This is a genomic window from Glycomyces luteolus, from assembly GCF_027622875.1.
GTDB classification, from domain to species: Bacteria; Actinomycetota; Actinomycetes; order Mycobacteriales; family Micromonosporaceae; genus Glycomyces; species Glycomyces luteolus.
The window spans coordinates 1-24,018 of sequence record NZ_JAPZVP010000012.1 but is presented as its reverse complement, the minus strand read 5'-3'; the positions used below and the strand labels follow the sequence as shown (position 1 = coordinate 24,018).

24 protein-coding genes and 1 rRNA gene are annotated in these 24,018 nt (G+C 69.4%); 6 read left to right on the top strand and 19 right to left on the bottom strand.

The features are described from left to right. Positions 1 to 138 precede the first annotated feature (138 nt). From O1R50_RS15685 to hemW, 7 genes are all read right to left on the bottom strand, one after another. Positions 139 to 492: a histidine triad nucleotide-binding protein gene (locus O1R50_RS15685; RefSeq protein WP_270111038.1), complete on the bottom strand. Its 354-nt coding sequence runs from the start codon at positions 490 to 492 to the stop codon at positions 139 to 141. A gap of 14 nt (positions 493 to 506) precedes the next feature. Next, complete coding sequence (locus O1R50_RS15680; RefSeq protein WP_270111037.1) at positions 507 to 1,232, bottom strand: 16S rRNA (uracil(1498)-N(3))-methyltransferase; 726 nt, start codon at positions 1,230 to 1,232, stop codon at positions 507 to 509. 20 nt (positions 1,233 to 1,252) lie between these two features. Beyond that, positions 1,253 to 1,729, bottom strand: a complete 477-nt coding sequence (locus tag O1R50_RS15675; protein WP_270111036.1) for a hypothetical protein — start codon at positions 1,727 to 1,729, stop codon at positions 1,253 to 1,255. Between the two features lie 277 nt (positions 1,730 to 2,006). Beyond that, on the bottom strand, positions 2,007 to 3,140 hold the full coding sequence (gene dnaJ, locus O1R50_RS15670) for a molecular chaperone DnaJ (RefSeq protein ID WP_270111035.1): 1,134 nt from the start codon (positions 3,138 to 3,140) through the stop codon (positions 2,007 to 2,009). Between the two features lie 15 nt (positions 3,141 to 3,155). Continuing rightward, complete coding sequence (gene hrcA, locus O1R50_RS15665) at positions 3,156 to 4,172, bottom strand: heat-inducible transcriptional repressor HrcA (protein WP_270111034.1); 1,017 nt, start codon at positions 4,170 to 4,172, stop codon at positions 3,156 to 3,158. A 148-nt stretch (positions 4,173 to 4,320) separates the two neighbouring features. Beyond that, complete coding sequence (locus O1R50_RS15660) at positions 4,321 to 5,475, bottom strand: CapA family protein (RefSeq protein ID WP_270111032.1); 1,155 nt, start codon at positions 5,473 to 5,475, stop codon at positions 4,321 to 4,323. 151 nt (positions 5,476 to 5,626) lie between these two features. Continuing rightward, positions 5,627 to 6,853, bottom strand: coding sequence for a radical SAM family heme chaperone HemW (gene hemW / locus O1R50_RS15655; RefSeq protein WP_408612711.1), 1,227 nt, complete (start codon positions 6,851 to 6,853; stop codon positions 5,627 to 5,629). A 12-nt stretch (positions 6,854 to 6,865) separates the two neighbouring features. Between hemW and O1R50_RS15650 the strand changes: the two genes are divergently transcribed. The 4 genes from O1R50_RS15650 to O1R50_RS15635 all read left to right on the top strand — a co-directional run bounded on the left by O1R50_RS15650 (position 6,866) and on the right by O1R50_RS15635 (position 11,210). Further along, positions 6,866 to 7,657, top strand: a complete 792-nt coding sequence (locus tag O1R50_RS15650) for an enoyl-CoA hydratase/isomerase family protein (RefSeq protein ID WP_270111030.1) — start codon at positions 6,866 to 6,868, stop codon at positions 7,655 to 7,657. Between the two features lie 32 nt (positions 7,658 to 7,689). Continuing rightward, positions 7,690 to 8,541, top strand: a complete 852-nt coding sequence (locus O1R50_RS15645; protein ID WP_270111029.1) for a hypothetical protein — start codon at positions 7,690 to 7,692, stop codon at positions 8,539 to 8,541. 130 nt (positions 8,542 to 8,671) lie between these two features. Beyond that, positions 8,672 to 10,333, top strand: a complete 1,662-nt coding sequence (locus tag O1R50_RS15640; RefSeq protein WP_270111028.1) for an alkaline phosphatase D family protein — start codon at positions 8,672 to 8,674, stop codon at positions 10,331 to 10,333. Between the two features lie 211 nt (positions 10,334 to 10,544). Continuing rightward, positions 10,545 to 11,210 carry an NADH-quinone oxidoreductase subunit J gene (locus O1R50_RS15635; protein WP_270111027.1) on the top strand — a complete coding sequence of 222 codons (666 nt, stop codon included), beginning with the start codon at positions 10,545 to 10,547 and terminating at the stop codon, positions 11,208 to 11,210. Between the two features lie 55 nt (positions 11,211 to 11,265). On the opposite strand, the gene lepA is transcribed toward O1R50_RS15635, so the two are convergent. Continuing rightward, on the bottom strand, positions 11,266 to 13,098 hold the full coding sequence (gene lepA / locus O1R50_RS15630) for a translation elongation factor 4 (protein WP_270111026.1): 1,833 nt from the start codon (positions 13,096 to 13,098) through the stop codon (positions 11,266 to 11,268). Positions 13,099 to 13,258: 160 nt separating this feature from the next. Next, the gene (locus O1R50_RS15625; RefSeq protein WP_270111025.1) at positions 13,259 to 14,287 is read right to left on the bottom strand and encodes an ABC transporter permease; all 1,029 of its coding nucleotides are present in this window, start codon (positions 14,285 to 14,287) and stop codon (positions 13,259 to 13,261) included. An 88-nt stretch (positions 14,288 to 14,375) separates the two neighbouring features. On the opposite strand from O1R50_RS15625, the gene O1R50_RS15620 reads away from it, so the two are divergent. Together O1R50_RS15620 and rpsT are read left to right on the top strand one after the other, a co-directional pair. Further along, the gene (locus O1R50_RS15620; protein WP_270111024.1) at positions 14,376 to 14,972 is read left to right on the top strand and encodes a TetR/AcrR family transcriptional regulator; all 597 of its coding nucleotides are present in this window, start codon (positions 14,376 to 14,378) and stop codon (positions 14,970 to 14,972) included. 199 nt (positions 14,973 to 15,171) lie between these two features. Next, positions 15,172 to 15,444: a 30S ribosomal protein S20 gene (rpsT, locus tag O1R50_RS15615; protein ID WP_205328010.1), complete on the top strand. Its 273-nt coding sequence runs from the start codon at positions 15,172 to 15,174 to the stop codon at positions 15,442 to 15,444. Between the two features lie 195 nt (positions 15,445 to 15,639). Here the strand turns inward: rpsT and O1R50_RS15610 are convergent, their stop codons facing one another. The 10 genes from O1R50_RS15610 to rrf all read right to left on the bottom strand — a co-directional run bounded on the left by O1R50_RS15610 (position 15,640) and on the right by rrf (position 24,010). After that, on the bottom strand, positions 15,640 to 15,891 hold the full coding sequence (locus O1R50_RS15610) for a hypothetical protein (RefSeq protein WP_270111023.1): 252 nt from the start codon (positions 15,889 to 15,891) through the stop codon (positions 15,640 to 15,642). Then, the gene (gene holA / locus O1R50_RS15605; protein ID WP_408612713.1) at positions 15,884 to 16,927 is read right to left on the bottom strand and encodes a DNA polymerase III subunit delta; all 1,044 of its coding nucleotides are present in this window, start codon (positions 16,925 to 16,927) and stop codon (positions 15,884 to 15,886) included. Before holA ends, O1R50_RS15610 begins: the two co-directional genes overlap by 8 nt. Positions 16,928 to 17,038: 111 nt before the next feature. Then, positions 17,039 to 19,354 (bottom strand): ComEC/Rec2 family competence protein, encoded by a 2,316-nt coding sequence (locus O1R50_RS15600; RefSeq protein WP_270111021.1) that lies wholly within the window; start codon positions 19,352 to 19,354, stop codon positions 17,039 to 17,041. A 60-nt stretch (positions 19,355 to 19,414) separates the two neighbouring features. Next, the gene (locus tag O1R50_RS15595) at positions 19,415 to 20,191 is read right to left on the bottom strand and encodes a helix-hairpin-helix domain-containing protein (protein ID WP_270111020.1); all 777 of its coding nucleotides are present in this window, start codon (positions 20,189 to 20,191) and stop codon (positions 19,415 to 19,417) included. Between the two features lie 343 nt (positions 20,192 to 20,534). Continuing rightward, entirely contained in the window at positions 20,535 to 21,383 is an 849-nt protein-coding gene (locus tag O1R50_RS15590; RefSeq protein WP_270111019.1) for a DegV family protein, read from the bottom strand. 13 nt (positions 21,384 to 21,396) lie between these two features. Then, entirely contained in the window at positions 21,397 to 21,876 is a 480-nt protein-coding gene (locus O1R50_RS15585; protein WP_270111017.1) for a hypothetical protein, read from the bottom strand. Positions 21,877 to 21,977: 101 nt separating this feature from the next. Further along, entirely contained in the window at positions 21,978 to 22,634 is a 657-nt protein-coding gene (locus O1R50_RS15580; RefSeq protein ID WP_270111016.1) for a histidine phosphatase family protein, read from the bottom strand. Then, positions 22,631 to 23,053, bottom strand: coding sequence for a ribosome silencing factor (gene rsfS / locus O1R50_RS15575; protein WP_205328018.1), 423 nt, complete (start codon positions 23,051 to 23,053; stop codon positions 22,631 to 22,633). The genes O1R50_RS15580 and rsfS overlap by 4 nt, the downstream gene beginning before the upstream one ends. A 120-nt stretch (positions 23,054 to 23,173) precedes the next feature. Next, the gene (gene nadD, locus O1R50_RS15570) at positions 23,174 to 23,764 is read right to left on the bottom strand and encodes a nicotinate-nucleotide adenylyltransferase (protein WP_270111015.1); all 591 of its coding nucleotides are present in this window, start codon (positions 23,762 to 23,764) and stop codon (positions 23,174 to 23,176) included. A 129-nt stretch (positions 23,765 to 23,893) separates the two neighbouring features. After that, positions 23,894 to 24,010 (bottom strand): 5S ribosomal RNA (gene rrf / locus O1R50_RS15565). Positions 24,011 to 24,018 lie beyond the last annotated feature (8 nt).

The following is a 24,018-nucleotide window of genomic DNA, read 5'->3' as shown; positions in this document are numbered from 1 at the left end:
TTCGCCCGCGGAGGGCTGTTCGCCACCTGCTTCCCAAAGTGAGACTGTCAGCGGCCTTCGGGCCGCTGTTCGACATGCCTCAATGGTAGTTGCCGCCTGCGACACGCGACAACGAGTAATCGCGAACTCGGTGTGATTTCAGGCCGAAACCATCGGTCCGAGCGGTTTTCCACCGAGCACGTGGAAGTGCACGTGGCCGACCTCCTGGCCGCTGTCCGGCCCGGTGTTGGCGATCAGCCGCCAGCCGCTTTCCGCGAGGCCCTCGGCGGCGGCGATCTCGGCTGCCGTGTTGAGGAGTTCGCCTGTCAGCTGCGGGTCCGCTGCCGCGATGGCCGCCGTGTCGGCGTAGTGGTCCTTCGGGACGACGAGGATGTGCGTGGGGGCCTTCGGGTAGAGGTCGCGGAAGGCGAGCACACGTTCGGTCTCGAGGACTTTCGTGGACGGGATGTCCCCGGCCACGATCTTGCAGAAGATGCAGTCGGTATCGGTCATTCTGGGAATCCTAGTCACCAGCGGCCGAGTCTGGCCTGGAGTACCGCCAGCGCGGCGGGGCCGGCGGTGGAGGTGCGCAGGACGGTGTCGCCGAGGCGGATCGGTTCGCCGAACTCCTCGAGGGCGTTCAGTTCGTCGGGGCTGATGGAGCCTTCGGGTCCGATGACGATCGCGATCTCTCCGGCCGCAGGGAGCGTGACTTTCGACAGCGGCAACTCGGCCTCTTCATGGAGGACGAGGACCTGGCTCGCGTTGCGGAGGCGGGCGACGAGCTGCTTGGTGGTGTGGAGTTCGGCGACGTGTGCGAGGTGGGGGCGGCGGGCCTGCTTCGATGCTTCGCGGGCGGTGGCGGTCCACTTGGCGCGGGCCTTGTCGCCGCGGGGGCCTTTCCATTGGACGATGGATCGTGAAGCGGCCCAGGGGATGACTTCGTCGACGCCGATCTCGGTGAGCATCTGGACGGCGCGTTCGCCGCGGTCGCCTTTGGGGAGGGCCTGGACGACGGTGAGCTTCGGGTCGGGGGCGGGATAGGTGCGCCGCTCGAAGATCTGGACGCGCACGGAGCCGCGTTCGGTGCGGGTGACGCGGGCGGCGGCGGTGCCGCCGGCGCCGTCGCTGAGGACGAGGGTCTCGCCGGGCTGGAGCCGCTGCACGTCGGCGGCGTGGTGCCCTTCGGGCCCGTCGAGGGTGTAGTCGTCGTCGGCCGGGACGGCGTCGACGAGGAAGACCGGTGCGCTCACCGGGACAGCTTAGTCGGGGGTCAGCGGGTGAAGTCGACGGCGCGTTCCCACCGGAGGCGGCCGGTGATGTCGCGGTAGAGGCGGCGGTCGGCGATGCGCCCGAACGAGTGGGCGAAGCGGGCCCTGGGGAGGTGGTAGGGGACGAGGTCCACGTACCCGTCTCGGTCGGCGTCCGGGTCCCAGCGGGCGGCGGGCACGAAGACGCGCCATTCGGCCTCCCGAGGCGCCTGTGTGGTGCATTTGAGGGCCCAGTAGCCGCGCCCGGAGTAGCCGATGATGAGGCAGGGGCGTCGTTTGGAGCGCCGGGGTTCGTCCTCGAACGGCACGTCGGCCATCCAGCGGTCGCCGATCTGCGGGCCGCCGGTAGGCGCGGGCGCGTCGAGGCGGGGTCCGCGCGGGGCGCGGCGGTGGCGCCGCCGCAGGGCGATGACGAGGACGATGAGGCCCGCGGCGGCAACGACGGCGAGGTACAGCAGGGCGCTCTGGAGGTTGATCACGGGCCCGGAGTGTAGCTGAGCCCCGCTTCCCGGCGGCGTTGCGAGCAGGCGGGAGGCGGGGTCGTCGGGCGCTACGCGTGGCCGTTCCTGCGCTTCAGGTTCGACGGCTCGCGCTTGGCGTGTCCGTACTGCGCTTGGCGTTCAGCGCACCCGCTACGCGTGACCGTTCCTGCGCTTCACGTTCAACGGCTCGCGCTTGGCGTGTCCGTGCTGCGCTTCACGTTCAACGGCACCCGCTACGCGTGTCCGTGCTGCGCTTCACGTTCAACGGCACTCGCTACGCGTGTCCGTTGAATGCGTCGCGCATACGGCTAAAAAACCCGCTGCCGCCTTTGACCTCTTTGATCTCCTCGTCGCGGAGGCTGGCGAGCTTCTTCAGGAGCTCTTCCTGTTCGGCGTCGATCTTGGTGGGGGTGCGGACGTCGAGTTCGACGAAGAGGTCGCCGCGCATGCCGCCGCCGCGCAGGCGGGGGACGCCGTGGCCGCGGACCTTCTTGATGGTGCCGGGCTGGGTGCCGGGGGCGACTTCGACCTCGACCTGGTCGTCGAGGGTGTGGATGTTGAGCTTGGTGCCCAAGGCGGCCTGGGTCATGGGGACGCGGACGCGGCAGCGCAGGTCGGAGCCTTCGCGGGTGAAGACCTCGTGGGGCTTCTCATGGACCTCGACGTAGAGGTCGCCTGCGGGGCCGCCGCCGGGGCCGACTTCGCCTTCGCCGGAGAGGCGGATGCGCATGCCGTCTTCGACGCCGGCGGGCACCTTCACGGTGATGCGACGCCGGGAGCGGACGCGGCCTTCGCCGCCGCACTTGCGGCAGGGGTCGGTGATGATCGTGCCGTAGCCGGAGCAGGCCGAGCAGGGGCGCGCGGTGCGGACCTGACCCAGAATCGTACGTTGTACGACTTGGACTTCGCCGGAGCCGTTGCAGGTCGTGCAGGTCTGCGGTTCGGAGTCGCCTTCGGTGCAGGTGCCGTTGCAGGAGTCGCAGAGGATCGCGGTGTCGACGGTGAGGGTCGACTCGGTGCCGAACGCGACCTCTTCGAGGTCGAGGTCGAGGCGCAGGAGCGCGTCGTTGCCGGGGCGGGTGCGCGAGCGGGGGCCGCGGCGGCCGAAGCCGCCCATGGAGCCGCCGAAGAAGGCGTCCATGATGTCCTCGAAGCCCATGAACGGGGCTCCGGAGCCGCCGCCTCCGGTGCGGGAGAACGGGTCGCCGCCGGCGTCGACGATCGCGCGCTTCTGCGGGTCCATGAGGACCTCGAAGGCGGCGTTGATCTCCTGGAGGCGCTCCTGAGCGTCAGGTTCGTCGCTGACGTCGGGGTGGTACTTGCGCGCCAGCTTCCGGTACGCCTTCTTGAGTTCGTCGTCGGTGGCGTTCCGGTCGACGCCGAGAATGCCGTAGTAGTCCTTAGCCACGTGCGCTCTGTCCTGTCAGCGGTTCTGTTCCAAAATCTCGGACACGTACCGGGCGACGGCGCGGACGGCCGCGATCGTGCCCGGGTAGTCCATGCGGGTGGGTCCGAGGACGCCCATATGGCCGACCACCGAACCCGGTCCGTATCCGGCGGTGACCACGGTGGTCTCGCGGAAGTCGTCGAGGTTGTTCTCGTCGCCGATGCGCACCGTCAGGAGCGCGTTGGAGTCGGCGCGGCCCAGCAGCTGCATGAGCACGACCTCCTCCTCGAGGGCTTCGAGGATGGGCCGCAGGGACCCGGCGAAGAAGTTCCCGGGGCGCGTCAGGTTCGCGGCGCCCGCGACGGCGACGCGCTCCTCGGTGCGCGCCACCACGGTCTCCAGGAGCACGCGCGCCAGCGCCGAGGCGGTGGCGTGCAGTTCGGGGCGGGCGAGGCCCGCGAGGTCGGCGATGATGCGAGGGGCGTCGGCGAGGGGCTTGCCCTGCAGCTGCTCGTTGACGAGGCGGCGCAGTTCGAGGACGTCGTCCTCGCTGAGCTCGGCGGGCATCTCGACGTAGCGCTGCTCGACGCGGCCGGTGTCGGTGATCATGACGACCATGAGCCGGGTGGGGGTGAGCGAGACGAGTTCGAGGTGGCGCACGGAGGAGCGGTTGAGGCTGGGGTACTGGACGACCGCGACCTGGTGGGTCAGTTGCGCGAGCAGGCGCACCGTTCTCGTGACGACGTCGTCGAGGTCGATGGCTTCGGAGAGGAAGCGGTGCACGGCGCGGCGTTCGGCGGCCGAGAGCGGTTTGATCTTGCCGAGGCGGTCGACGAAGAGGCGGTAGCCCTTGGCGGTGGGGATGCGCCCGGCGGAGGTGTGGGGCTGCTGGATGTATCCGGCCTCTTCAAGGTAGGCCATGTCGTTGCGCACGGTGGCGGCGGAGACGCCGAGGGCGTGGCGCTGGGAGACGGCTTTGGAGCCGACGGGTTCCTGGGTGGCCACGTAGTCCTCGACGATGGCGCGCAGCACTTCGAGTTTGCGATCGTCCATCGCCGCCACGTCCCCTCTGCCTTGAAACCGCTCTGTCGTGCAACCGGTCGGTGTCTGCCGTTCGGTGTGTCCGGGACCGAACTCGGGTTCAGTCGGCCGGACTCAAGTCTGGCACTCCCGGTCCGGGAGTGCCAGTCTACGTGTGCGGTCAGGCAGCGGGGAGGACGAGCGCGCCGTCGTCGCCGACGGTCACTCCGGTGTCCCCGAAGTCCTCGGCGAGCTCGTTGAAGTCCTCGAACGCGCCGTTGTCCTCGTCGAGCTGGGGGTAGCCGTCGTCGTCCATGCGGGTCGCGGTGACCTGCGCGGAGACCAGGGTGCCGTCCTCGCGGAAGGTCGCGGAGAGCACCGCGGAGCGGCCGAGGGGGCCGTCGGTGTTGAACAGGTTCTGGCCGCCGCCGAAGTTCCCGAGGGAGTGAACGATGAGCTTGCCGTTGTACCACTCGATGCCGCGCAGGACGTGGGGTCCGTGCCCGACGAAGATGTCCGCGCCGTTGTCGATGCAGGTGTGGACGAACTCACGGGTGTTGCCGCGGTCTTCGCCGAGGTAGTTCTCGACGCCTTCGGGAACGTGGCGGTGGTCGGTGCCTTCTGCGCCTACGTGGGCGGTGGCGATGACGATGTCGGCCTGCTCCTTCGCGGAGGCGACGAGCGCCGCGACGGCGTCGAGGTCGCGCAGGTCGGTGTAGAAGCTGTACGGCGCGAAGCCGACGAGGCCGACGGTGAGGCCGCTCTCGGTCTCGACGAGGCAGACCTCGTCCTTGATGCCGCAGACGTGCATGCCGGCCGCTTCGGCGGCTTCCTGGGTCTCGGTGGCGCCGTCGGGTCCGGCGTCCCAGCCGTGGTTGTTGGCCTGGTTGAGGACATGGAAGCCGGCGTCGGCGAAGACCTCGGCGTACTCGCCGGGGAGGCGGAAGTAGGTGCACTCGCCGCCGCCGCACTTGTCGAATTCGAGGGTGGAGAGCGCGCCTTCGAGGTTGGCGATGACGACGTCGCCGGTGAGGACGTCCTTGACGCCTTCGAAGAAGCTCGCGCCCTCGTCGGAGGCCATCTGGTTCGGGTAGGAGCCGGGCATGGTGTCGCCCACGTGGGTGATGGTGATCTCGCGCGGCTCGGGCGAGGGGGCTTCCGAAGTCGGCTCCTCGGCGGCCTGGCCGCCTTCGTCCTCGACCGGGGGCGGCTCCTCCTCGCTGCAGGCGGCGACGGCCGCGAGACCGGCGGCGGAGGCGACGAGCAGGCCTCGCCGAGCGAATTTAGGGCTCGACAAGCGTCGCCCTGAGGCGAGTGCGGGCGTTGTAGTGCGCATGGGTGGCGGACTCCGGGTGGGTTCATATGGGGGTTCGTGCGCGGACGTCACCTGGGGTGGTGCCGCGGCCTCTGGGGGAGGCGAGCGGGTCCGCGCGGTAGGCGAATGCGGTTCGCCTTCACGAATCTAACGGTGAGCCGCGAGAACGCCGTCAGGAGGTGAGGTCTCTCACGACCGCGTCAGCGAGGAGCCGTCCCCGCAGCGTGAGCTTGAGGCGGCCGTCCTCGATGACGGCGAGTCCGTCGGCGGACGCCTGTTCGGCGGCCCTCCGACCGGTTGGACGCAGCAACGATAGCGGCAATCCGCTCGCAAGCCGAGTACGCAGCAGGATCCGCTCCAGATACCGGTCGTCCTCAGAGAGCAGCTCGTGTCCGGCGGCGGGCAGGCCCTCCGCGAGCGCCGCGCCGTACGTCGAGGGGTGCTTGTGGTTCCACCAGCGCACGCCTGGCAGGTGCGAGTGCGCGCCGGGCCCGGCGCCCCACCAGTGCCCGCCCTCCCAGTACAAGAGGTTGTGACGGCACTGTGCCGCTTCGCTTCTGGCCCAGTTCGACACCTCGTACCAGTGGAAGCCGGCCTCGGAGAGAACGGCCTCCGCGGCGAGGTAGCGGTCCGCGGCCACGTCATCGGAGGGCTGCGGCACCTGCCCGGCGCGGATGCGGCGGGCCAGCGCCGTCCCGTCCTCCACGATGAGCGCGTACGCCGAGACGTGGTCGGCCCCGGCGTCCACGGCCGCCCGCAGACTGGCCTCGAAGTCGGCGGCGGTCTCCCCCGGCGTGCCGTAGATGAGGTCGAGGCTGACGTGCTCGAAACCGGCCTTGTGGGCGTACTCGACGGCGTTCAGGGCCTTCTGCGGCGAGTGCTCGCGGTCGAGGATCTTGAGCACGTGGGAGGCGGTGGACTGCATGCCGACCGAGAGGCGGGTGAAGCCGCCGTCGTAGAGCTCGGCGAGATAGTCGGCGTCCACCGATTCGGGGTTGGCCTCGGTGGTGGCCTCGTAGCCCGCGGCGAGCCCGAACGAGTCGTCGATCTCGGCGAGGATCGACGCGAGGTCGGCGGCGGAGAGCAGCGTCGGCGTTCCGCCGCCGAAGAACACGGTGTCGACCTCGGGTTTGCGGCCCTCATGCGCTGACATCCGTGAAGCGGCATCGCGGATCTCGGCGCGGACGATCGACGCGTAGGTGTCCCGCGAGACCCCGGCGCCCAGCTCGGAGGCCGTGTAGGTGTTGAAGTCGCAGTAGCCGCAGCGCGAGACGCAGAACGGCACGTGCACGTAGAACCCGAAACCGGCCTCGCCGACCGCGGGGTCGGCGGCGGCCGCCGCGACGGACGCGGCGGGCGAATTCGGGTCGGCTACTGGCGAGACGGTGGACACGCCCACTACGGTACTGGCGTGGAACGCAATGACGCACCGATCGCCTACCGCGCCCAAGAGGCAGTGGCGACCATTACCCTCAACGCGCCCGAACGGCGCAACGCCCTCTCGACGCACCTCATCGCCGAGCTCCGCGGCGCCCTCGCCAGAGCCGTCGCCGACCGCGACGTGCGGGTGATCGTGCTCGACCACGCCGGCCCGGTGTTCTGCGCCGGCGCCGACCTCAAGGAGTCCGCCGCGGCCCACAGCCTCGCCGCGCTCCCGGCCGCCCACCTGGCCGACGCGCTGGCGGACATCGCGGAGTCGCCGAAGCCGGTCGTGGCGGTCGTGCGCGGGTCCGCGCGCGGCGGCGGACTCGGATTGATCGCCGCCGCCGACTTCTCGGTGGCGCACTTCGAGGCCGAGATGGCGTTCAGCGAAGTCCGGCTCGGGGTGGTTCCGGCGGTGATCGGGCCGGTCGTGGCGCGCCGGATCACTCCGGCGCGGATGCGGGAGCTGTTCCTCGTGGGCGGCGGGTTCGTCGTCGAGGGCGCGGACGTCTTCACCGCCGAGGAGGCCGCGACGTGGGGCCTGGTCTCGACCGCGGTCTATGAGGAGCATCTCGATGCGGTCGTCGCCGATCTGGTCAGGCGGCTCAAGCTCGGCGGTCCCTCGGCGCAGGCCGGGATCAAGGCGCTCACCGCCGCACCGGATCTTCGGGGCGAGTTGCGCGGGGCGGCTGCCGTGACGGCTGAGTACTTCTTCTCCGAAGAGGGCAGGGAAGGCATCCGTTCGTTCATTGAGAAGCGTCCTGCTTCTTGGGTAGGCTGATCAGCCGCCGACCGACCTGATCGGAGTCACCATTGCGCGCGCTCCCCGTTCTGACCTCCCTGTTCCTTCTCGCGAGCCTCGCGGCCTGCACCGATGACGCCCGGGACGCCTTGCGTCCCAGCAAGACCGGCTGCTACGTGGGCAGCGGCGGCGAGGTGCATCTGAGCGCCGAGCAGGCGTCGAACGCGGCCACGATCGCGGCGGTGGGGATGCGGGACGGCATGGACGAGCACGCCGTGGCCGTGGCGATCACCACGGCCATGCAGGAGTCCGAGCTCGTCAACGTGAACTACGGGCACGACGATTCGCTGGGTCTGTTCCAGCAGCGCCCGAGCATGGGCTGGGGCTCCGAGGAGGAGCTCATGGACCCGGTGTACGCCTCGTTCAAGTTCTACGAGAAGCTCCAGCGCACCGACGGCTGGGAGGACATGCGGCTCGCCGAAGCGGCCCAGGCCGTCCAGGTCAGCGCCTACCCGGAGCTGTACGAGCAGTGGGAGAGCGACGCCGAGGTGATCGCCGACGCGTTCGCCGGCGGCGAGGAGGCCGGGCTGGCCTGCGTCTCTGGGAACACTGACGAGCCGGCGGTCGACCCCGCCGTCCTCGCCGAGGCGTACGAGTACCAGTGGGGCACTGAAGTATCCATTGTGGACGACTCTAGGATCGTCATCGAAGCCGGCGGCGCAGCCGAGGGCTGGAACAGCGCGGCCTGGGCGGTCGCCCGGTCCTACGACCACCAGATCACGTCCGTCTCCTACAACGGGAAGGTCTGGACCCCAGGGGAAGAGGCCTGGGTCGAACCGGACGCCGGCGACGACGGCGAGGCGCAGGTCCTGGAGGTCGCCGACTCGACGGCCGTGATCATCACGTTCGCGACTCCTGAATAGTCGCGTTCGGACGCCCTAGTGTTCCGCGCCGGTTCATCGGCGCGACCGTTAGCGGTTCCGGCGCATCCACGCTCGCTTGTTGGGCTGTACGGGTCACAAACCCACGCAACTCCCCCGAAGCGAGGTCCATATGCGCCTGTCGCGCCGAATCCTGCTCGCCTCATCCGCCGCCGGTGCCGCCGTAGCGGTCCCCACCACCGGCTGGGCACAAACGAACACGCACGCCACGCTCGAGAGCGACCCCTTCACCCTCGGCGTCGCCTCCGGCGACCCCGAACCCGACGGCGTGGTCCTGTGGACCCGCCTGGCCGTGGACCCGCTCGCCGAAGACGGCATGGGCGGCATGCCGAACGCCGCCTTCGACGTCAAGTGGGAGGTCGCCCGCGACGAGCGGTTCCGCCACCGCGTCGCGCACGGCGAAGCGCAGACCGCCGCCGAGATCGGCTACAGCGTCCACATCGAGGTCGAGGGCCTGCGCCCCGGCCACGAGTACTTCTACCGGTTCAAGACCGGCAAGTGGACCTCCCCCATCGGGCGCACCGTCACCGCCCCGCCGCACAACTCGACGCCCGAGGAGCTGCGGATGGCCTTCGCGTCCTGCTCCCAGTTCGAGCACGGCTACTTCACCGCGTACCGGCACATGGCCGAGTCGCACCCGGACCTGATCCTGCACCTGGGCGACTACCAGTACGAGTACAAGGCCAAGGTGTACAACTCCCCCGACGGGAACGTGCGCGACCACGAAGGGCCCGAGACCGTCTCGCTCGCGACCTACCGCCAGCGCCACGCCCAGTACAAGACCGACCCCGACCTGCAGCTCGCGCACGCGGCCGCGCCGTGGCTGGTGGTCTGGGACGACCACGAGACCGAGAACAACTGGGCCGACGAGGTCCCCGAGTCCGGTTCGGACACCCCGAACCCGGCCGACTTCCTGGCCCGCCGCGCCGCCGCGTTCCAGGCGTACTGGGAGAACATGCCGCTGCGCCGCTCCTCGGTGCCCGAAGGCATCGACATGCAGCTGTACCGGCGGGTGCGCTGGGGCCGCCTGGCGAACTTCCACATGATGGACACGCGCCAGTACCGCTCCGACCAGGCCTGCGGCGACGGCACGCAGAGCAACTGCGCCGACGCGTGGGACGAGTCGCGCACCATCACCGGTGCGGCGCAGGAGGAATGGCTGATCGACGGCTTCCACGAGTCGCGTGCGCGCTGGGACCTCCTGGGCCAGCAGGTGTTCTTCACGCAGCGCGACTCCAGCGCCGACGACGCGGTCCTGCGCACGAGCATGGACGGCTGGGACGGCTACGCGGCCTCGCGGCAGCGCCTCATCGACGGCTGGGTCGAGGCCGGGGTCCGCAACCCGGTGGTGCTCACCGGCGACGTGCACACGCACTGGGCGGGCGAGATCAAGACCGGGTTCCCCGACCTCGACGGCGAGTCCGTCGGCGTGGAGCTGGTCGCGACCTCGATCACCTCGGGCGGCAACGGCGTCGACTCGGCGCCGGAGGACAACGCGGCCCTGAAACTCAACCCGCACATCAAGTTCCGCAACGCGCAGCGCGGCTACGTCGAGACCGTCATCACGCCCGACCAGATGGACGTGGACTTCAAGGTCGTGCCGCAGGTGACCGTGGCGGACGCGCCGGTGTACACGCGCCGGTCGTACACGATCGCCGACCGCGAGCGAGCGCTCCACCAGACCTACGACCGCCCGGTCGACACCTCGAACATGACCACGAATACCAGCCCGTTCGCCGGCTCGGACGAGAACGCCGACGACTACCTGGACTAGCACTGTCCCGAGCAGGGCGGTCCCGGCGACCCCGGGGCCGCCCTTTCGCGCCACCGTGATCGATTCGGGTTCTTTCTAATGGCGTTCGAAATTGCACGGAATTGCCATATCCCCCACTGAATCGCACCGAATCTCCGTCCCCCGGCGCGGGCACCGAAAGGCTACAGTGAGCAGTGAAAGCACGCCCTTCTCTTTGCCCGGAGCAGCGACCATGACCTATCCGCCGCAACAACCCGAATCGAATCCGTACGGTGCCGCCCCAGGTGGCGGACCCGCCGGCCCCCCGCCGCCCCACGGCGGCGCGCCCCAGGGGCAGGGCGACTTCGCCTCCGAATGGGGCATCAAGGAAAACCCTTCGCGCCCTAAGAAGGTCAATCAGCTGACGCAATTGCTGTGGGTCTACGCCGCGGCCACGGTGCTCGTGTTCCTGTTCTCCCTCATCGCCTCGGCCACCGCGCCGTGGTGGTACGGCACGGGGTTCATCGTCGGCGGCGCCGTCTTCGGCATGATCCTCGGCGCGCTGGCGGTCGCTGTCGCCTACTTCATCACCAAGGACAAGCTCGGCGCGTTCGGCGCGGCCGACCCGCGCACCCCGCTGTACATCGGGCTGGGCATCCTGGGGTTCTTCTCGCTCGGCGGGTTCGTCGGCGGCTGGGGCCTGGGCTGGTACGCAGCGCTCGGCGCGCTGCTGGCACTGGCGAAGCTCGGCGCCATCGGCGCGGCGTTCTACCTGGTCATGCAGCCTGAGGTGGAACAGTACCTGAAGTCGCGGCCGGGCAACATGCCGAAGCCGCCGCACCAGGGACCGCCGCACGGCTACCCGCAGGAGCCCCCGCCGCCGCCGCAGACGCACCCGAACGGCTACCCGCAGAGGTAAAGCAGCACAAGGAAAAGGGGCGGAGCCGCCAGGCTCCGCCCCTTGCTCTTGCCGCTTAGTCCTCGTCGGTCCGCAGTGCGGCGATGAACGCCTCCTGGGGGACCTCGACGCGGCCGATGTTCTTCATCCGCTTCTTGCCCTCCTTCTGCTTCTCGAGGAGCTTGCGCTTGCGGGAGATGTCGCCGCCGTAGCACTTGGCGAGCACGTCCTTGCGCAGGGCGCGGATGGTCTCGCGGGCGATGATGCGGGAGCCGATCGCGGCCTGGATGGGCACCTCGAACTGCTGGCGCGGGATGAGCTTCTTGAGCCGCTCGGAGAGGCGCACGCCGTACGCGTAGGCCTGGTCCTTGTGGACGATCGCGGCGAAGGCGTCCACGCGCTCGCCCTGGAGCAGGATGTCGACCTTGACGAGTTCGGACTCCTGGGAGCCCTCGATGTCGTAGTCGAGCGAGGCGTAGCCCTTGGTGCGCGACTTGAGCTGGTCGAAGAAGTCGAAGACGATCTCGGCCAGCGGCAGGGTGTAGCGGATCTCGACCCGGTCGGTCGAGAGGTAGTCCATGCCGGTCTGGACGCCCCGCTTGGTCTGGCACAGCTCCATCACCGTCCCGATGTACTCCTTCGGGGCCAGGATCGTGGCCTTGGCGATCGGCTCGGTGATCGAGTGGATCTTGCCCTCGGGGAACTCCGAGGGGTTGGTGACCTCGACTTCCTCGCCGTCCTCCTTGACGACCTGGTAGACCACGTTGGGCGCGGTCGAGATCAGGTCGAGGTTGAATTCGCGCTCGAGGCGCTCCTGGATGATCTCCAGGTGCAGCAGGCCCAGGAATCCGACGCGGAAGCCGAAGCCGAGCGCCGCGGAGGTCTCGGGCTCGTACTGGAGCGCGGCGTCGTTGAGCTGCAGCTTGTCGAGGGCCTCGCGGAGGTTGCCGTAGTCGGAGCCGTCGATCGGGTAGAGCCCGGAGTAGACCATCGGCTTGGCCTCGGTGTAGCCGGGCAGGGCCTGCGTCGCGGGGTTCTTGTTGAGGGTGACGGTGTCGCCGACCTTCGACTGGCGCACGTCCTTCACGCCGGTGATGAGGTAGCCGACCTCGCCGACGCTCAGGGCCTTCGCGACGACGGGCTCGGGGCTGATGACGCCGATCTCGAGGAGCTCGTGGTCGGCGCGGGTCGACATCATGCGGATGCGGTCGCGGGCGTTGAGCTTGCCGTCGATGACGCGGATGTAGGTGACGACGCCGCGGTAGACGTCGTAGACGGAGTCGAAGATCATCGCGCGGGCGGGCGCGTCCGCGTCGCCGACAGGCGCCGGGATCTGCGCGACGACCGCGTCCAGCAGCTCGGCGACGCCGACGCCGGTCTTGCCGGAGACGCGGAAGACGTCCTCGGGCTCGCAGCCGATGAGGTGGGCGATCTCCTCGGCGTACCGGTCGGGGTCGGCCGAGGGGAGGTCGATCTTGTTGAGCACCGGGATGATGGTGAGGTCGTTGCTCATCGCGAGGTAGAGGTTCGCGAGGGTCTGCGCCTCGATGCCCTGCGCGGCGTCCACCAGGAGGATCGCGCCTTCGCAGGCGGCCAGGGAGCGGGAGACCTCGTAGGTGAAGTCGACGTGGCCGGGCGTGTCGATCATGTTGAGCACGAACGACTGGCCCTCGGCCTCGCCGGAGCGGGCCGTCCACGGCATGCGGACGGCCTGGGACTTCACGGTGATGCCGCGTTCCCGCTCGATGTCCATCCGGTCGAGGTACTGCGCGCGCATCTGGCGGGCGTCGACGACCTCGGTGATCTGCAGCATGCGGTCGGCCAGCGTGGACTTGCCGTGGTCGATGTGCGCGATGATGCAGAAGTTCCGGATCGACTCCGGAGCGGTCGAGCCTGGCGCGTTGGTCACGATGACCTTCCTTGATCGGATGAGGTGGCTTGCCAATTCTGCCTTACCCGCCCGAGAACCCCCGGCCACCCAGCGAGAAAAGGCTCCCGCTCACCTGCCTGCGGCAACGAACGGCCCCGACCCGCGCGATCGCGGGCCGGGGCCGTCGGGTTCCGATCGTTCAGGCAGCGGCTGGGGTCTCCTCCGACTCGTCCGCGTTCACGGCCTTGACCTTGGCGCGGACGGCGCCGATCGTGAACAGCACCACCCCGGCGACGACCCATCCGGCGAGCGTCCACAACGCCGTCTCGGCACCGTTGCCGTCGAAGTACGCCGTCGAACGCACCAGCGTCCCGCCCGCGCCCGGCGACAGGAACTGGCCGAACGCGCCCCACGGCGCGGGCAGCAGCTCAGGGGAGCTCGCCATGCCCGACAGCGGGTTGCCGACCAGCATCACGATGACCGCGCCCAGCACGAACCCGGGCCGGCCCAGCAGCTTCGCCAGGCCGAGGATGCCCCACGCGGTCGCCGCCATGGTGAGCGTCAGCGCCCCGGCGATCGCCCAGAAGTCGCCGTCGATCGATTCGAGCACGTACATCAGGATCGCGGCGACGCCCGCGCCCACTGCCGGCGGCGCGAGCACCGCGGCCAGGACCTGACGGCCCGAGCCGCGCACGTTGAACGCGATGAGCGCGGCGATCACGATGCCGCCCATGGCCATCGGGAAGGCCGAGGCGGCGAGGCCGGCGCCGTTCGGGTCGTCGGCGGGCAGCGGAACGAGGTCTTCGGTGTTGACCCGGACGCTGCCGGGCTGCCCGGCGGCCTGGCTCATCTGCGCCGCGACCTGGTCGGCGATCCCGGTCACGAGCCTGGTCACCGTGGGCGAGGCGGCCGAGGCGGTGTAGAGGTCCACCGATCCGGGGGTGATCGCGAGGGCCGCGTAGACCTCGCGTTCCTTGATGAGGGTCTCGGCCTCCGCGGGGTCGGCGACGGCAGTCACGTCGAAGCCGTCGGGCTGGGCCTCGTCGAGCTGCGACTGGACCTGGTCCGCGGCCTCGTCGGGACCGATGACGGCGATCGGGATCTCGTTGGGTCCCATGTCGGCCGAGGGCCAGGCGAACGCGAGCGTGAGGACGCCGACGATGAGCGCGAGACCGGCGCTGATCGCGATCACCCGGCCGATCGGCGTGGGCTCGGGGGTGCTTTCCATGAGGTTTCCAATCATCCGCAAGATACGGTCCGTATCTTGATTGCCTCAAGCTAACATAAGAAACGGCAAGTATCTAGAGGAGGTCGGATTGGAACGCAAGGTGGCGTCCAGACGTCGCGGCAAGGCCCTTGAGCAGGCGATTCTCGATGCCGCATTCGAGGAGTTCCGCGAGGCCGGCTACGCGGGGTTCACGATGGAGGGCGTCGCGAAACGCGCCGGAACCAGCAAGCCGGTCGTGTATCGCCGCTGGCCGAACCGGGTGGAGATCCTGATCGCCTGCGTCGCGGACCGGCTCCCGAAGGCCGAGACGGTGCCCGACACCGGGTCCCTGCGCGGCGACACCGTTGCGTTGATCACGTTGGCGCACCGGCGCATGCAACTGGTCGGCCAGACCGCGATGCTCGGCATGCTCGCCGACGTCAGCGCCGACCCCGAGGCCCGCGAGCTCCTGGTCGCCACGCTCGTGAAGGAGCTCACCAACCTCCTGGAAGAGGCGGTCTACGCACGCGCCGTCAAACGCGGCGAGCTCGAATGGGAGCACCTCACCGAGCGCCTGCGACGACTCCCGATCGACTTGGTGCGCAACGAGTTCATCATCTTCGGGGCCGTCTCGGAGGCGACGGTCGAGAGCATCGTCGACGAGGTGGTCCTCCCCGCACTGAGGGCCCGCGGCGCCTCCGTTTGAGCCCTTGGGTATCGCGGGTTACAGCCGGGCACCGGCGTTCGGACGGCGCCCTCGACCTCGTGTAACCTGGTTCGCGGTCATGCTCCCAGGGCGTGTGCGATGCTCGGCTCCTGGTAACGTTGACAGGCGCTCGGAGTGCCCTCTGCCTCTGACGCGATCAATTAAGGAACCAAGCAATCACGAAACTGAGGCTTCACGCGTGGCGAACATCAAGTCCAAAGAAAAGCGCATCCTGACGAACGAGAAGCGCCGGATGCGCAACAAGGCAGTGAAGTCGTCGCTGAAGACGTCCGTCCGGAAGTTCCGTGAGGCGTCTGCCACCGGCGACGTCGCCGCCGCTGAGACCCACCTGCGCGCCGCCAGCCGCGAGCTGGACAAGGCTGCCACCAAGGGTGTCATCCACAAGAACCAGGCCGCCCAGCGCAAGTCCAAGCTGGCCGCGTCCTTCAACAAGCTCTCCGCCGCCGCCTAAGCGCGAGCGAACGAGCAGCGACACAGCTTTAGAAGGCCCAGAGGTGCACACCTCTGGGCCTTCGGCGTTCCCATTCGTCGTTACGCCCCGAACACCGGCCGGCCGAGGGCTGTCGCACCCACGGGCACCATTGAGAACCGGGGACCAACCCACCCGGCCCCGAACACGATCGGCATGCCCGCCGACCGCCCTTCCTCAGCCGTGCCGCTCCAGCGTCCCCGCGATCAGGTCATTGAGCTTCACCATGCCCGCCACCGCGAGCGGCAGCACCGGCACCACCCACCACGTCACCAGCTCGGTCAGCGCCATCAGCACCGCCAGCGCGATCGAGCCCTCGAAGAGCACCACGCACCAGATGTTCGACAGATACAGGTGCTTGAGATGCAGCGCCCGCGCGTACCAGGGCCGACGCGGCCTCGACACTCGTCCGTGACGGTACTCAGACACGGCTGCCCTTCCCTGCGGCGCTCAGTCGGGTGATCTCCAGGATCGCGTGCTCGAGCGCCCAACCCCGGTCGTCGGCGCCGCCCTTGACCTCGCCGTTCAAGCGCGCGCACACCCGCATCGCCTCGGCGAGGGCGTCCGCGGTCCAGTTGCGGGCCTGCTTTCGCGCCTTCTCGATCTGCCACGGCGCCATGCCGAGCTGACCGGCGAGCTGCGCCGCCCCGCCGCGCTCGGCGGCGACTCGGGAGAGGTTGCGCACGGCCATCGCCAGCGCGTCTGCGATCGGCACCGCGTCGACCCCGACCTGCATGGCCCAGCGGAGCGCACCGAGCGCCTCGGCCGTGTCCCCGGCGATCGTCGCGTCGGCGACGGTGAAGCCGGAGACCTCGGCGCGGCCGGAGTAGTACTGGGCCACGCTCTCCTGGGTGATCTTGCCGTCGGTGTCGGCGACGAGCTGCGCGCACGCCGAAGCGAGCTCTCGCAGGTCGGAGCCGACCGCCTGAATGATCGTGTCGGCGATCTCCGCCGAAGCCGACCGCGGCGAGGCCCCGGCGTCGCGCAGTTCACCGCGCACGAAGGCCACCCGGTCGGGCTGCCGCTTGATCTTGGAGACGCGCACGACCTCGACGTTGAGCTTCTTCAAGCCTTCGGCGAGGCCCTTGCCCTTGTTGCCGCCGTTGTGGCACACCGCGAGGTAGATGCCGGGAGCGGGCTGCTTGGCGAACGCGAGCACGGAGGCGGCGAGGTCCTTGTCGACATCCTGGCCCGACTCGATGATGCCGACGACCGCGCCGCCGAACAGGGTCGGACTGGTCAGCTCCGCGAAGGCGCCCGCGGTGAGGTCGCCGCCGCTGATGCGGTTGACGGCGGGCGCGCCCTCCTCGTCCGGGAGCTCGGCGCGAACCGCCTTCACGAAGTCGGCGGCGGCCCGCTCGGCGAGGAATTCGTCGTCGCCCTGGATCAGGCGGATGGGTTCGAGTGCAGCCACCGGACCATCCTCCCATGCCGCCCGCGGACCCGCGGGTTTCGACCGGGCCATCATCTCCCGCGCAACCCCAGTGTGCTGCCCGATCATGCCGGTCCGCACTACTCGATCCGCCGCCCATTCACCCGAAAGGTGACTCACCGGGCACGGTCGGTAGGCCTCATCTCAATCGGCCGTCGTCACCTCGAACGCGTCGCCATTGCGCACCACCGTGATCCAGCCTGACTCGTCCGTCCGGAGCACCAACGCCCCGCCTTCTTCCAGCACTCCCAGCGCCCCCGGATCGGGGTGCCCGTACTCGTTGCCCGCCCCCACGCCGACCAGCGCCACCGCCGGATCGGCGGTCTCCAGAAACTCCCGCACCTGGAACGAGGACCCGTGATGCGGGACCTTCAGCACGTCCACGCCGAGCACCGCCCCGCTGCCGAGCAGGGCGCGCTGGCCTTCGAGCTCGACGTCGCCCGTCAGCAGCACGCTCGTCCCCGCCACGTCCGCCCGCACCGCCACCGAGTTGTTGTTCGGGTCGGACCGCGTGCCGCTCAGCAGTTCCGTCGGCGGTCCCAGTACTTCCAGCCGCGTCGCCCCGAACTCGAACACCTGCCCCGGCGCCGCCTCCAGGACCGGCACCACCCCAGCCCGCTCCTCGACCAGCTCGTACCCGTACCGGGCTTCCCCGGGCGGGGGCGCGAGGATCGCATCGACTTCGCGGCCCTCCACCGCGCCACCGATCCCGGCGGTGTGGTCGATGTGGAAGTGCGACAACACGAGCAGCGCGATCCGATCCACCTCCAACTCGTCCAGGCAGGCGTCGACCGCCGCGGGCTCCGGCCCGACATCGACGACGACCACCGCGTCGCCCGCGGGCAGGACGAGCGCATCGCCCTGCCCCACATCGCACATAGTGACCACCCAGCCCGAAGGCGGGCCACCGGTCGTCAGACAGGCGGGGACCGTGCCCAGTCCCGCGGACAGAAGCACCGCCAGGATCGGGACGCGCAATCGACGAATCTGCAGCAGCGCGATCAGCACCGCCAGCGCCGCGGCCGAGCCCAGGCCCCACCACAGGCCCCCGGGCAACGGCAGGAGCGCTCCGGGGATCTCCGCCCCGTTGCGCGCCAACCAGATCAGCCACCGGGCCGGGACGGCCGCCAATTGGACCGCCACCTCCCCGGCCGGGAGCCACACGGCGGCCACCGCGGCCGCGCCCACGGCGAGCACCACGACCGGCGCGGCCACCAAGGCCGCCAACACGTTCACCGGAACCGACACGAGGCTCACCCCGCTGCCGAGACCGATCAGCAGCGGCGTGACCGCCACCTGTGTCGCCAGCGGGATCGTGACCGCCAGCGCGACCGACTGCGGCCAGCCGCGGTGCTCCAGCGGCCGCGCCCAGCGGAATGCCAGGAGCAGCAACCCGACACAGGCCGCCACCGACAGCGCGAACCCTGCCTGCGCGGCCATGTCCGGGTCGGCCAGCACCACGACCAGGACCGCCGTCGCCAATCCCGGCATCGCCGCGCGAGGCCGGCCGGCGGCCAACGCCAGCAGCGTCATCCCCGCCATCACCGCGGCCCGGAGCACGCTCGGCTGCGGACCGGCCACCACCACGATCGCGGCGATCGCGACCGCCCCGGCGGCCACGCGAGCGCGCGGGCCCGCCCTGCACGCCAAGGCCACCGCCAGCACCGCGCCGACCACCAGGCTCAGGTGGTATCCGGAGACCACCACGAGGTGCACCAGGCCGGTCGTCCGGAAGTCGGCGGCGAGTTCAGGGTCCATCATGGACACATCGCCGACCGCGAGGGCGGGGATCAAGCCCGCTTCCGGTTGCGGCACCGACTCGACGGCGGTCGCCAGCCGTTCACGCACGTGCGCGGCGACCCGGTTCGGAAGCGACAGCGTTCCGGAGCGTTCCGGAGGCCCGCGGGCGCTGACGATCGCCGCCGTCAGCCGACCGCCATCGGCCTCCCGCAGCACCGCGGGCACGGTGAGCCGCTGCCCGGCATCGATCTCGAGCCATTCGTCGCCGCTCGCGACGAGGAGCACCTGCCAATGCCCTTCGACCACAACGTCATCAGTGTCGAAGGCGTGCAGACGCGCGGTCGCGGTCACGAGTTCCGGGCGGCGAGTCGACGGTTTCGGCGCGGTGTGCAGCACCAACTCCGCCTCGCCGTGCGCTTCTGCGGCGGTCATCGCCGCGAGACCGGCATGGTCCCGCGCGGCGACGTGCACGGTCGTCACGCCCGCACCGAGCAACCCACCGAACGCGACCGTCGCAGCGGCCGCCGCGATGCAGCGCTTCCACTTGCGTCCCAAGGCCACGACGATTGCGCAGCCGGCGGCGACCAGCAATCCGCTCACTGTGTTCCCGTACAGGCCAGCCAGCGCCGCCGCCCACACGCCGGCCGCAACGAGCGGCAGCCGCCAATCCCGCCGGACGACCTCGGAAGGTGCAGGCCGCAAAGCGAACTCATAACTCAAGACGCCCACCACCCCGTGACGCACTCAACCGCCGCACAAGCCGCTTCTCGGTAGGTCGGGTCATAGCGTCACCTGGTCGCGGAGCTGCTCGAGCAAGGCGCTGCCGATGCCGGAGACCTCGGACAGTTCGTCGAGCGATTGGAAGCTGCCGTTGGTCTCGCGGTACTCGATGATCCGCTCGGCGAGGACCGGGCCGATGCCCTTGAGCGCGTCCAGTTCCGCGGCGCCCGCCACGTTGATGTTCACCAGACTTCCGGCGCTCGCACCGCCGGTGCCGTCACCCGGTGCGGCAGCGCCTGACGCCGCGGCATCGGGAACCGCGACGAGATCGCCGTCGGCGACGACCCGGGCGAGGTTCAGGAACCCTGGATCAGCGCCCTCGGCCAGCCCGCCCGCGGCCTCGATGGCATCGGCGACCCGCGATCCGGCCTCCAGCTCGACGATGCCTGGTTCCTTGACCGCGCCCGCGACCGAGACGACGATCGTTTTCGGCTCGGCCGCAGTCGCTTCGACAGGCGCGGCGGGGGCTGTCGCGGTCGGCTCGGCATCGGGCCAGGACAAGAGCGTCACCGACAATCCGACCGCCGCGACCAGGAGCGAGACGGTCACCAGCACCCACCGGTTGAGGTGCGAGAGCCCGAGTCGGTTCTGGAGGCGTTCAAGCCGCTCCTCGAATCGTCGGACGGGAGGCGGGTTGAGCACCGGCTCTGGTTCGGGCTCACCGGAACCGGCGTCAACGGTTTCCTTGCAGACCCCGGGTCCGTCGGCGGAATCGTTGAGCCGCATCCGGAGCCTCGCGGCGAGAGCGGCTGAATCAGGTGGCAGTTCGCGTTCCATGCCCGGCTCAACGAGCGAAGGACACGGCCGTCACTGCGAGCTTTTCGCCCTGTGGATAACCCGAATCGACCCTGTGGATAACTCCAACAAGAGTGGACGGAGCCCCAGCGAGACGCCATAATGCGAACCCATCGTCCCGGCGAACTGTCGGACCCGTGTGGGAGAGTCGTCTCATTTCTTCGGTTGGTCGGAGGTGGATGCGGGTGGGAAGGGGCATGCCCTATACGCCCGCCCGGCGCACGCGCGGCCCAACACACCCGACCTCGGGGGCCGCACACCACAAGACCCTCGAACCAAGAACCGACCAATTGACAGTTGGCTGATCTGCGAATGGAGTCCCCGGTTAGGGCAGCCGCCTCGTGATCACGCCGACCAGGCCCGGCCCGCAGTGAGCGCCCACCGCCGCGCCGACCTCCGTCACGTCCATGCGGCGCAACCGGCCTTCGAACCGCTCCCCGAGCCAGCCCGCCAAGGCCTCGGCCCGGCGCTCCGCGCCCAAGTGGTGCACCGTCATCTCGACCTCTGCTTCACCCGCGTCGGCCACCGCGAGCGCCGCCAGGCGCTGCAGCCCGCGAGTCGGCGTGCGCACCTTCTCCAGCACGTCGATGCGCCCGTCCTCGACGCCCAGGATCGGCTTCACCGACAACGCCGTCCCCACGATCGCCCTAGCGGCACTGATCCGCCCGCCGCGCCGCAGGTACTCCAACGTGTCCAAGTAGAAGTACGTCGAGGTCCGCCCGATCGCCGAGTGCGCCGCAGCAGCGGCAGCCAGCAACTCAGCGCCACGCTCCGCCGCCTCGACCGCCGCGAGCGCCGGATACCCGACCCCCATGCCCGCACCGAGCGAATCGACCACCGCGACCCGGCCCCCGAACCCCGCCGCCGCGGCCTCCGCCGCCGCGACCGTCCCCGACAACCGTCCGGACAGATGCACTGAGACGATCCCGCTCGCGCCCTCGTCCAGGAGCCGCGTGTACGTCGCCCGCAGCTCCTCCGGCGGCAGACCCGAGGTAGTCACCTCGTGGCCTTCCCGCATCGCGCGCAGGATCGCCTCGCCGCCGATGTCCTCGCCCTCGCGGTATTCGACGCCGTCGACCAGCACCGGTATCCCGAGCACCGTCAAGCCGCTGCGCGCAGCGCGCAGCGGCTCAGGCAAAGCCGAAGTGGAATCGGTAACGACGACGACGGTCACGCGGCCACATTACCTAATCCGCGGATTGGGCATCCTCCACCACGAAGGGAGTCCCCTGCTGACAGATCGACATCATCCCGTCGTCGACCTTGCCCTGCAGCGTGACGGTGGCTCCCTCGTACACGACCGACGAGTCGTAGTTCCCGAAGATCCCGTACACGGTGCCGTCGTACTCGAGGATCAGGCAGCCGGCCTCGACGCCCGCCTCGACCGTGCCGCTGATGGTCATCGACGAACCGGGCTTGGACGAGTCGCCGAGCGACGGGTCCAGGTAGGGGGTGGTCTCGTCATCCGGCACGGAGCTCTCCTCGGTCGTTTCGGGCGCGCTGGTCGGCTCGGCCGAGGTCACGGGCGCCGACGTCTCGCCGTCGGAACCGCCATCACCCGTGCCGCACGCGGCGAGCACGGCCACCATGAGTGCACCGATGAAAGCGCCGACGAGCGGGCCGGTCGGGCCCGCGATCCGTCGGAAGCGCGAAGTCTGCGTGTTCATGCCCGTTTGACGCCTCCGAGCCCGGCGCGGTTGCACCTCAATCGAAGCCTACGACGCCAGTGCGAAGCCGGTCCAGGGTTCCCGGGGTAACGACACCGCCGTCAGCGGGTCGCTTGCTGGCCTTTCGCGAGCGGGCTCCGCCCGATCGTGTGCGGAGCCGGAACACCGAGGTTGTACCCGAACAGGCGCCACTTGCCTGAACGCATCCGCCGCAACTCGGCCCAGTGCGCGTTGTCCATCCCCGAAAGGCTGCTCGCCGACGCCTCGTCGAAACCGAGGACCCCGCCGACGATCTGACGCGCCGAACCACCGTGGCAGACCACGATCGTGGTCCCCTCGACCTCCGACTCGATGATGTCCCGCACGGCTTCACTGGTACGCCGATGCAGCTCGCCCCACGTCTCGATCTCGGGGTGCTGCAGTGGCTCCTGCGCGCGCCAACGCCGGTGCTCCTCAGGGAACTGCTCGGCGATCTCGCGCTGCGTCAGGCCCTCCCAGGGGCCGTAAGCGCGCTCGCGCAGGCGCTTGTCCAGCTGGATCTCGATACCGGTCAGCTCCGCGATCGGCCGGGCGGTCTCCACCGCCCGCCGCAGGTCCGAGGAGATGATCCGGTTCGGCTCGTACGCGGCCAGCTCAGGAGCGGCCTCAGCGGCCTGCGCCACCCCGACCACGTCGAGGTCGATGTCAGTGGAGCCCTGAATGCGTCCCGCGAGGTTCCATTCGGTCTGCCCGTGGCGGACGACAAGCAGCCGATTCACTCGCCGGCCTCGCCGTCACCCTCAGCAGCCTCGGCACGGCGGGCCCGCTCCGCGTCTGTCTCGTCGACGAATTCGATCTCCGGGCAGTCCTTCCAGAGACCGTCGAGACCGTAGTAGTCGCGGGCTTCCTTGTGGAAGACGTGCACCACGATCTCGTTGTAGTCCAACAGCACCCACTGCTCGCCGCCCTTGCCCTCGCGGCGCAGCGGACGGGTGTCGTGCTCCTTGATGAGCTTCTCCTCGACCGCGTCGACGACCGCGTGGACCTGCCGCTCGTTCGAGGCCGAAACGATCACGAAGACGTCCGTGAGGGCGATCTTCGAGGTGACGTCCCGAAGGTTGATGGCGAAGGCCTTCTTGTCAGCCGCCGCCTGGGCTGCAGAAAAGGCCAGGGTCTTGGCGGTTTCACTTGCGGTCACGAACGCTCCTGACACTGGGTTTCCCACCGGTGCTCCACCGGTGCAGCTCTAGTCTTACACGCGGGGTACGACGACGACTTCCCTGTTTCACGCCAGTCGCTGTGCGAAGCATCCCAGCAGTCAGCCGCGGTAAAGCCCGTGCTCCCGCACGTACGCCGCGACCGGATCGGTCACGAGGTACCTGATCGGCCGCCCGTCGCGTACGCGCTCACGGCATTCGGTCGATGAGAGGTCCACTGCGGGCATGTCGATGAACTCGACTCGAGCCCCGAACGTCGTGTCGACCTCGCGGCGCGAGTGCCCCGGACGGTTCAACGCGATGAACTTCACTGCCCTGCAAAGCTCCTCGACCCGATGCCAGGTGTGGAGGTTCTCCAGCGAGTCGGCACCGATGATGAAGTGCAAGTCCACTTCCTCGTCGTACTCCGCCCGCACATCCGCGACGGTGTCCACCGCGTATGTGGCGCCTCCCCGCTCGATGTCGCAGGTGCTGACCCGGAACAGCGGATCGGGCTCGACCGCCGAACGCGTCATCGCCAGCCGCGCCGGGGCATCGGTGACCTTGAGATGGTGCTTCTGCCATGGATCGCCGGTAGGGACGAACACCACTTCATCAAGGGCACACCGGAACGCCGCCTCACTGGCGGCCACAAGGTGCCCCAGATGTGGCGGATCGAAAGTCCCCCCGAAAACTCCGATGCGACGAACCACAGCCGAATCCTATCGCGCCCACTCGATTCGGGGACACGCAAAAGAGCTCCACCGTACAGGTGGAGCTCTGCATTGAGGCAAAAAGAAAAGGCCCGACGCATAAGCGTCGGGCCTTTTCCGAACGTAAATGTTTGGCGGTGTCCTGCTCTCCCACACCCTCTCGAGTGCAGTACCATCGGCGCTGGAAGCCGTAACGACCGGGTTCGGAATGGGACCGGGTGTGTCACTTCCGCTCTCACCACCAAACAAACCCG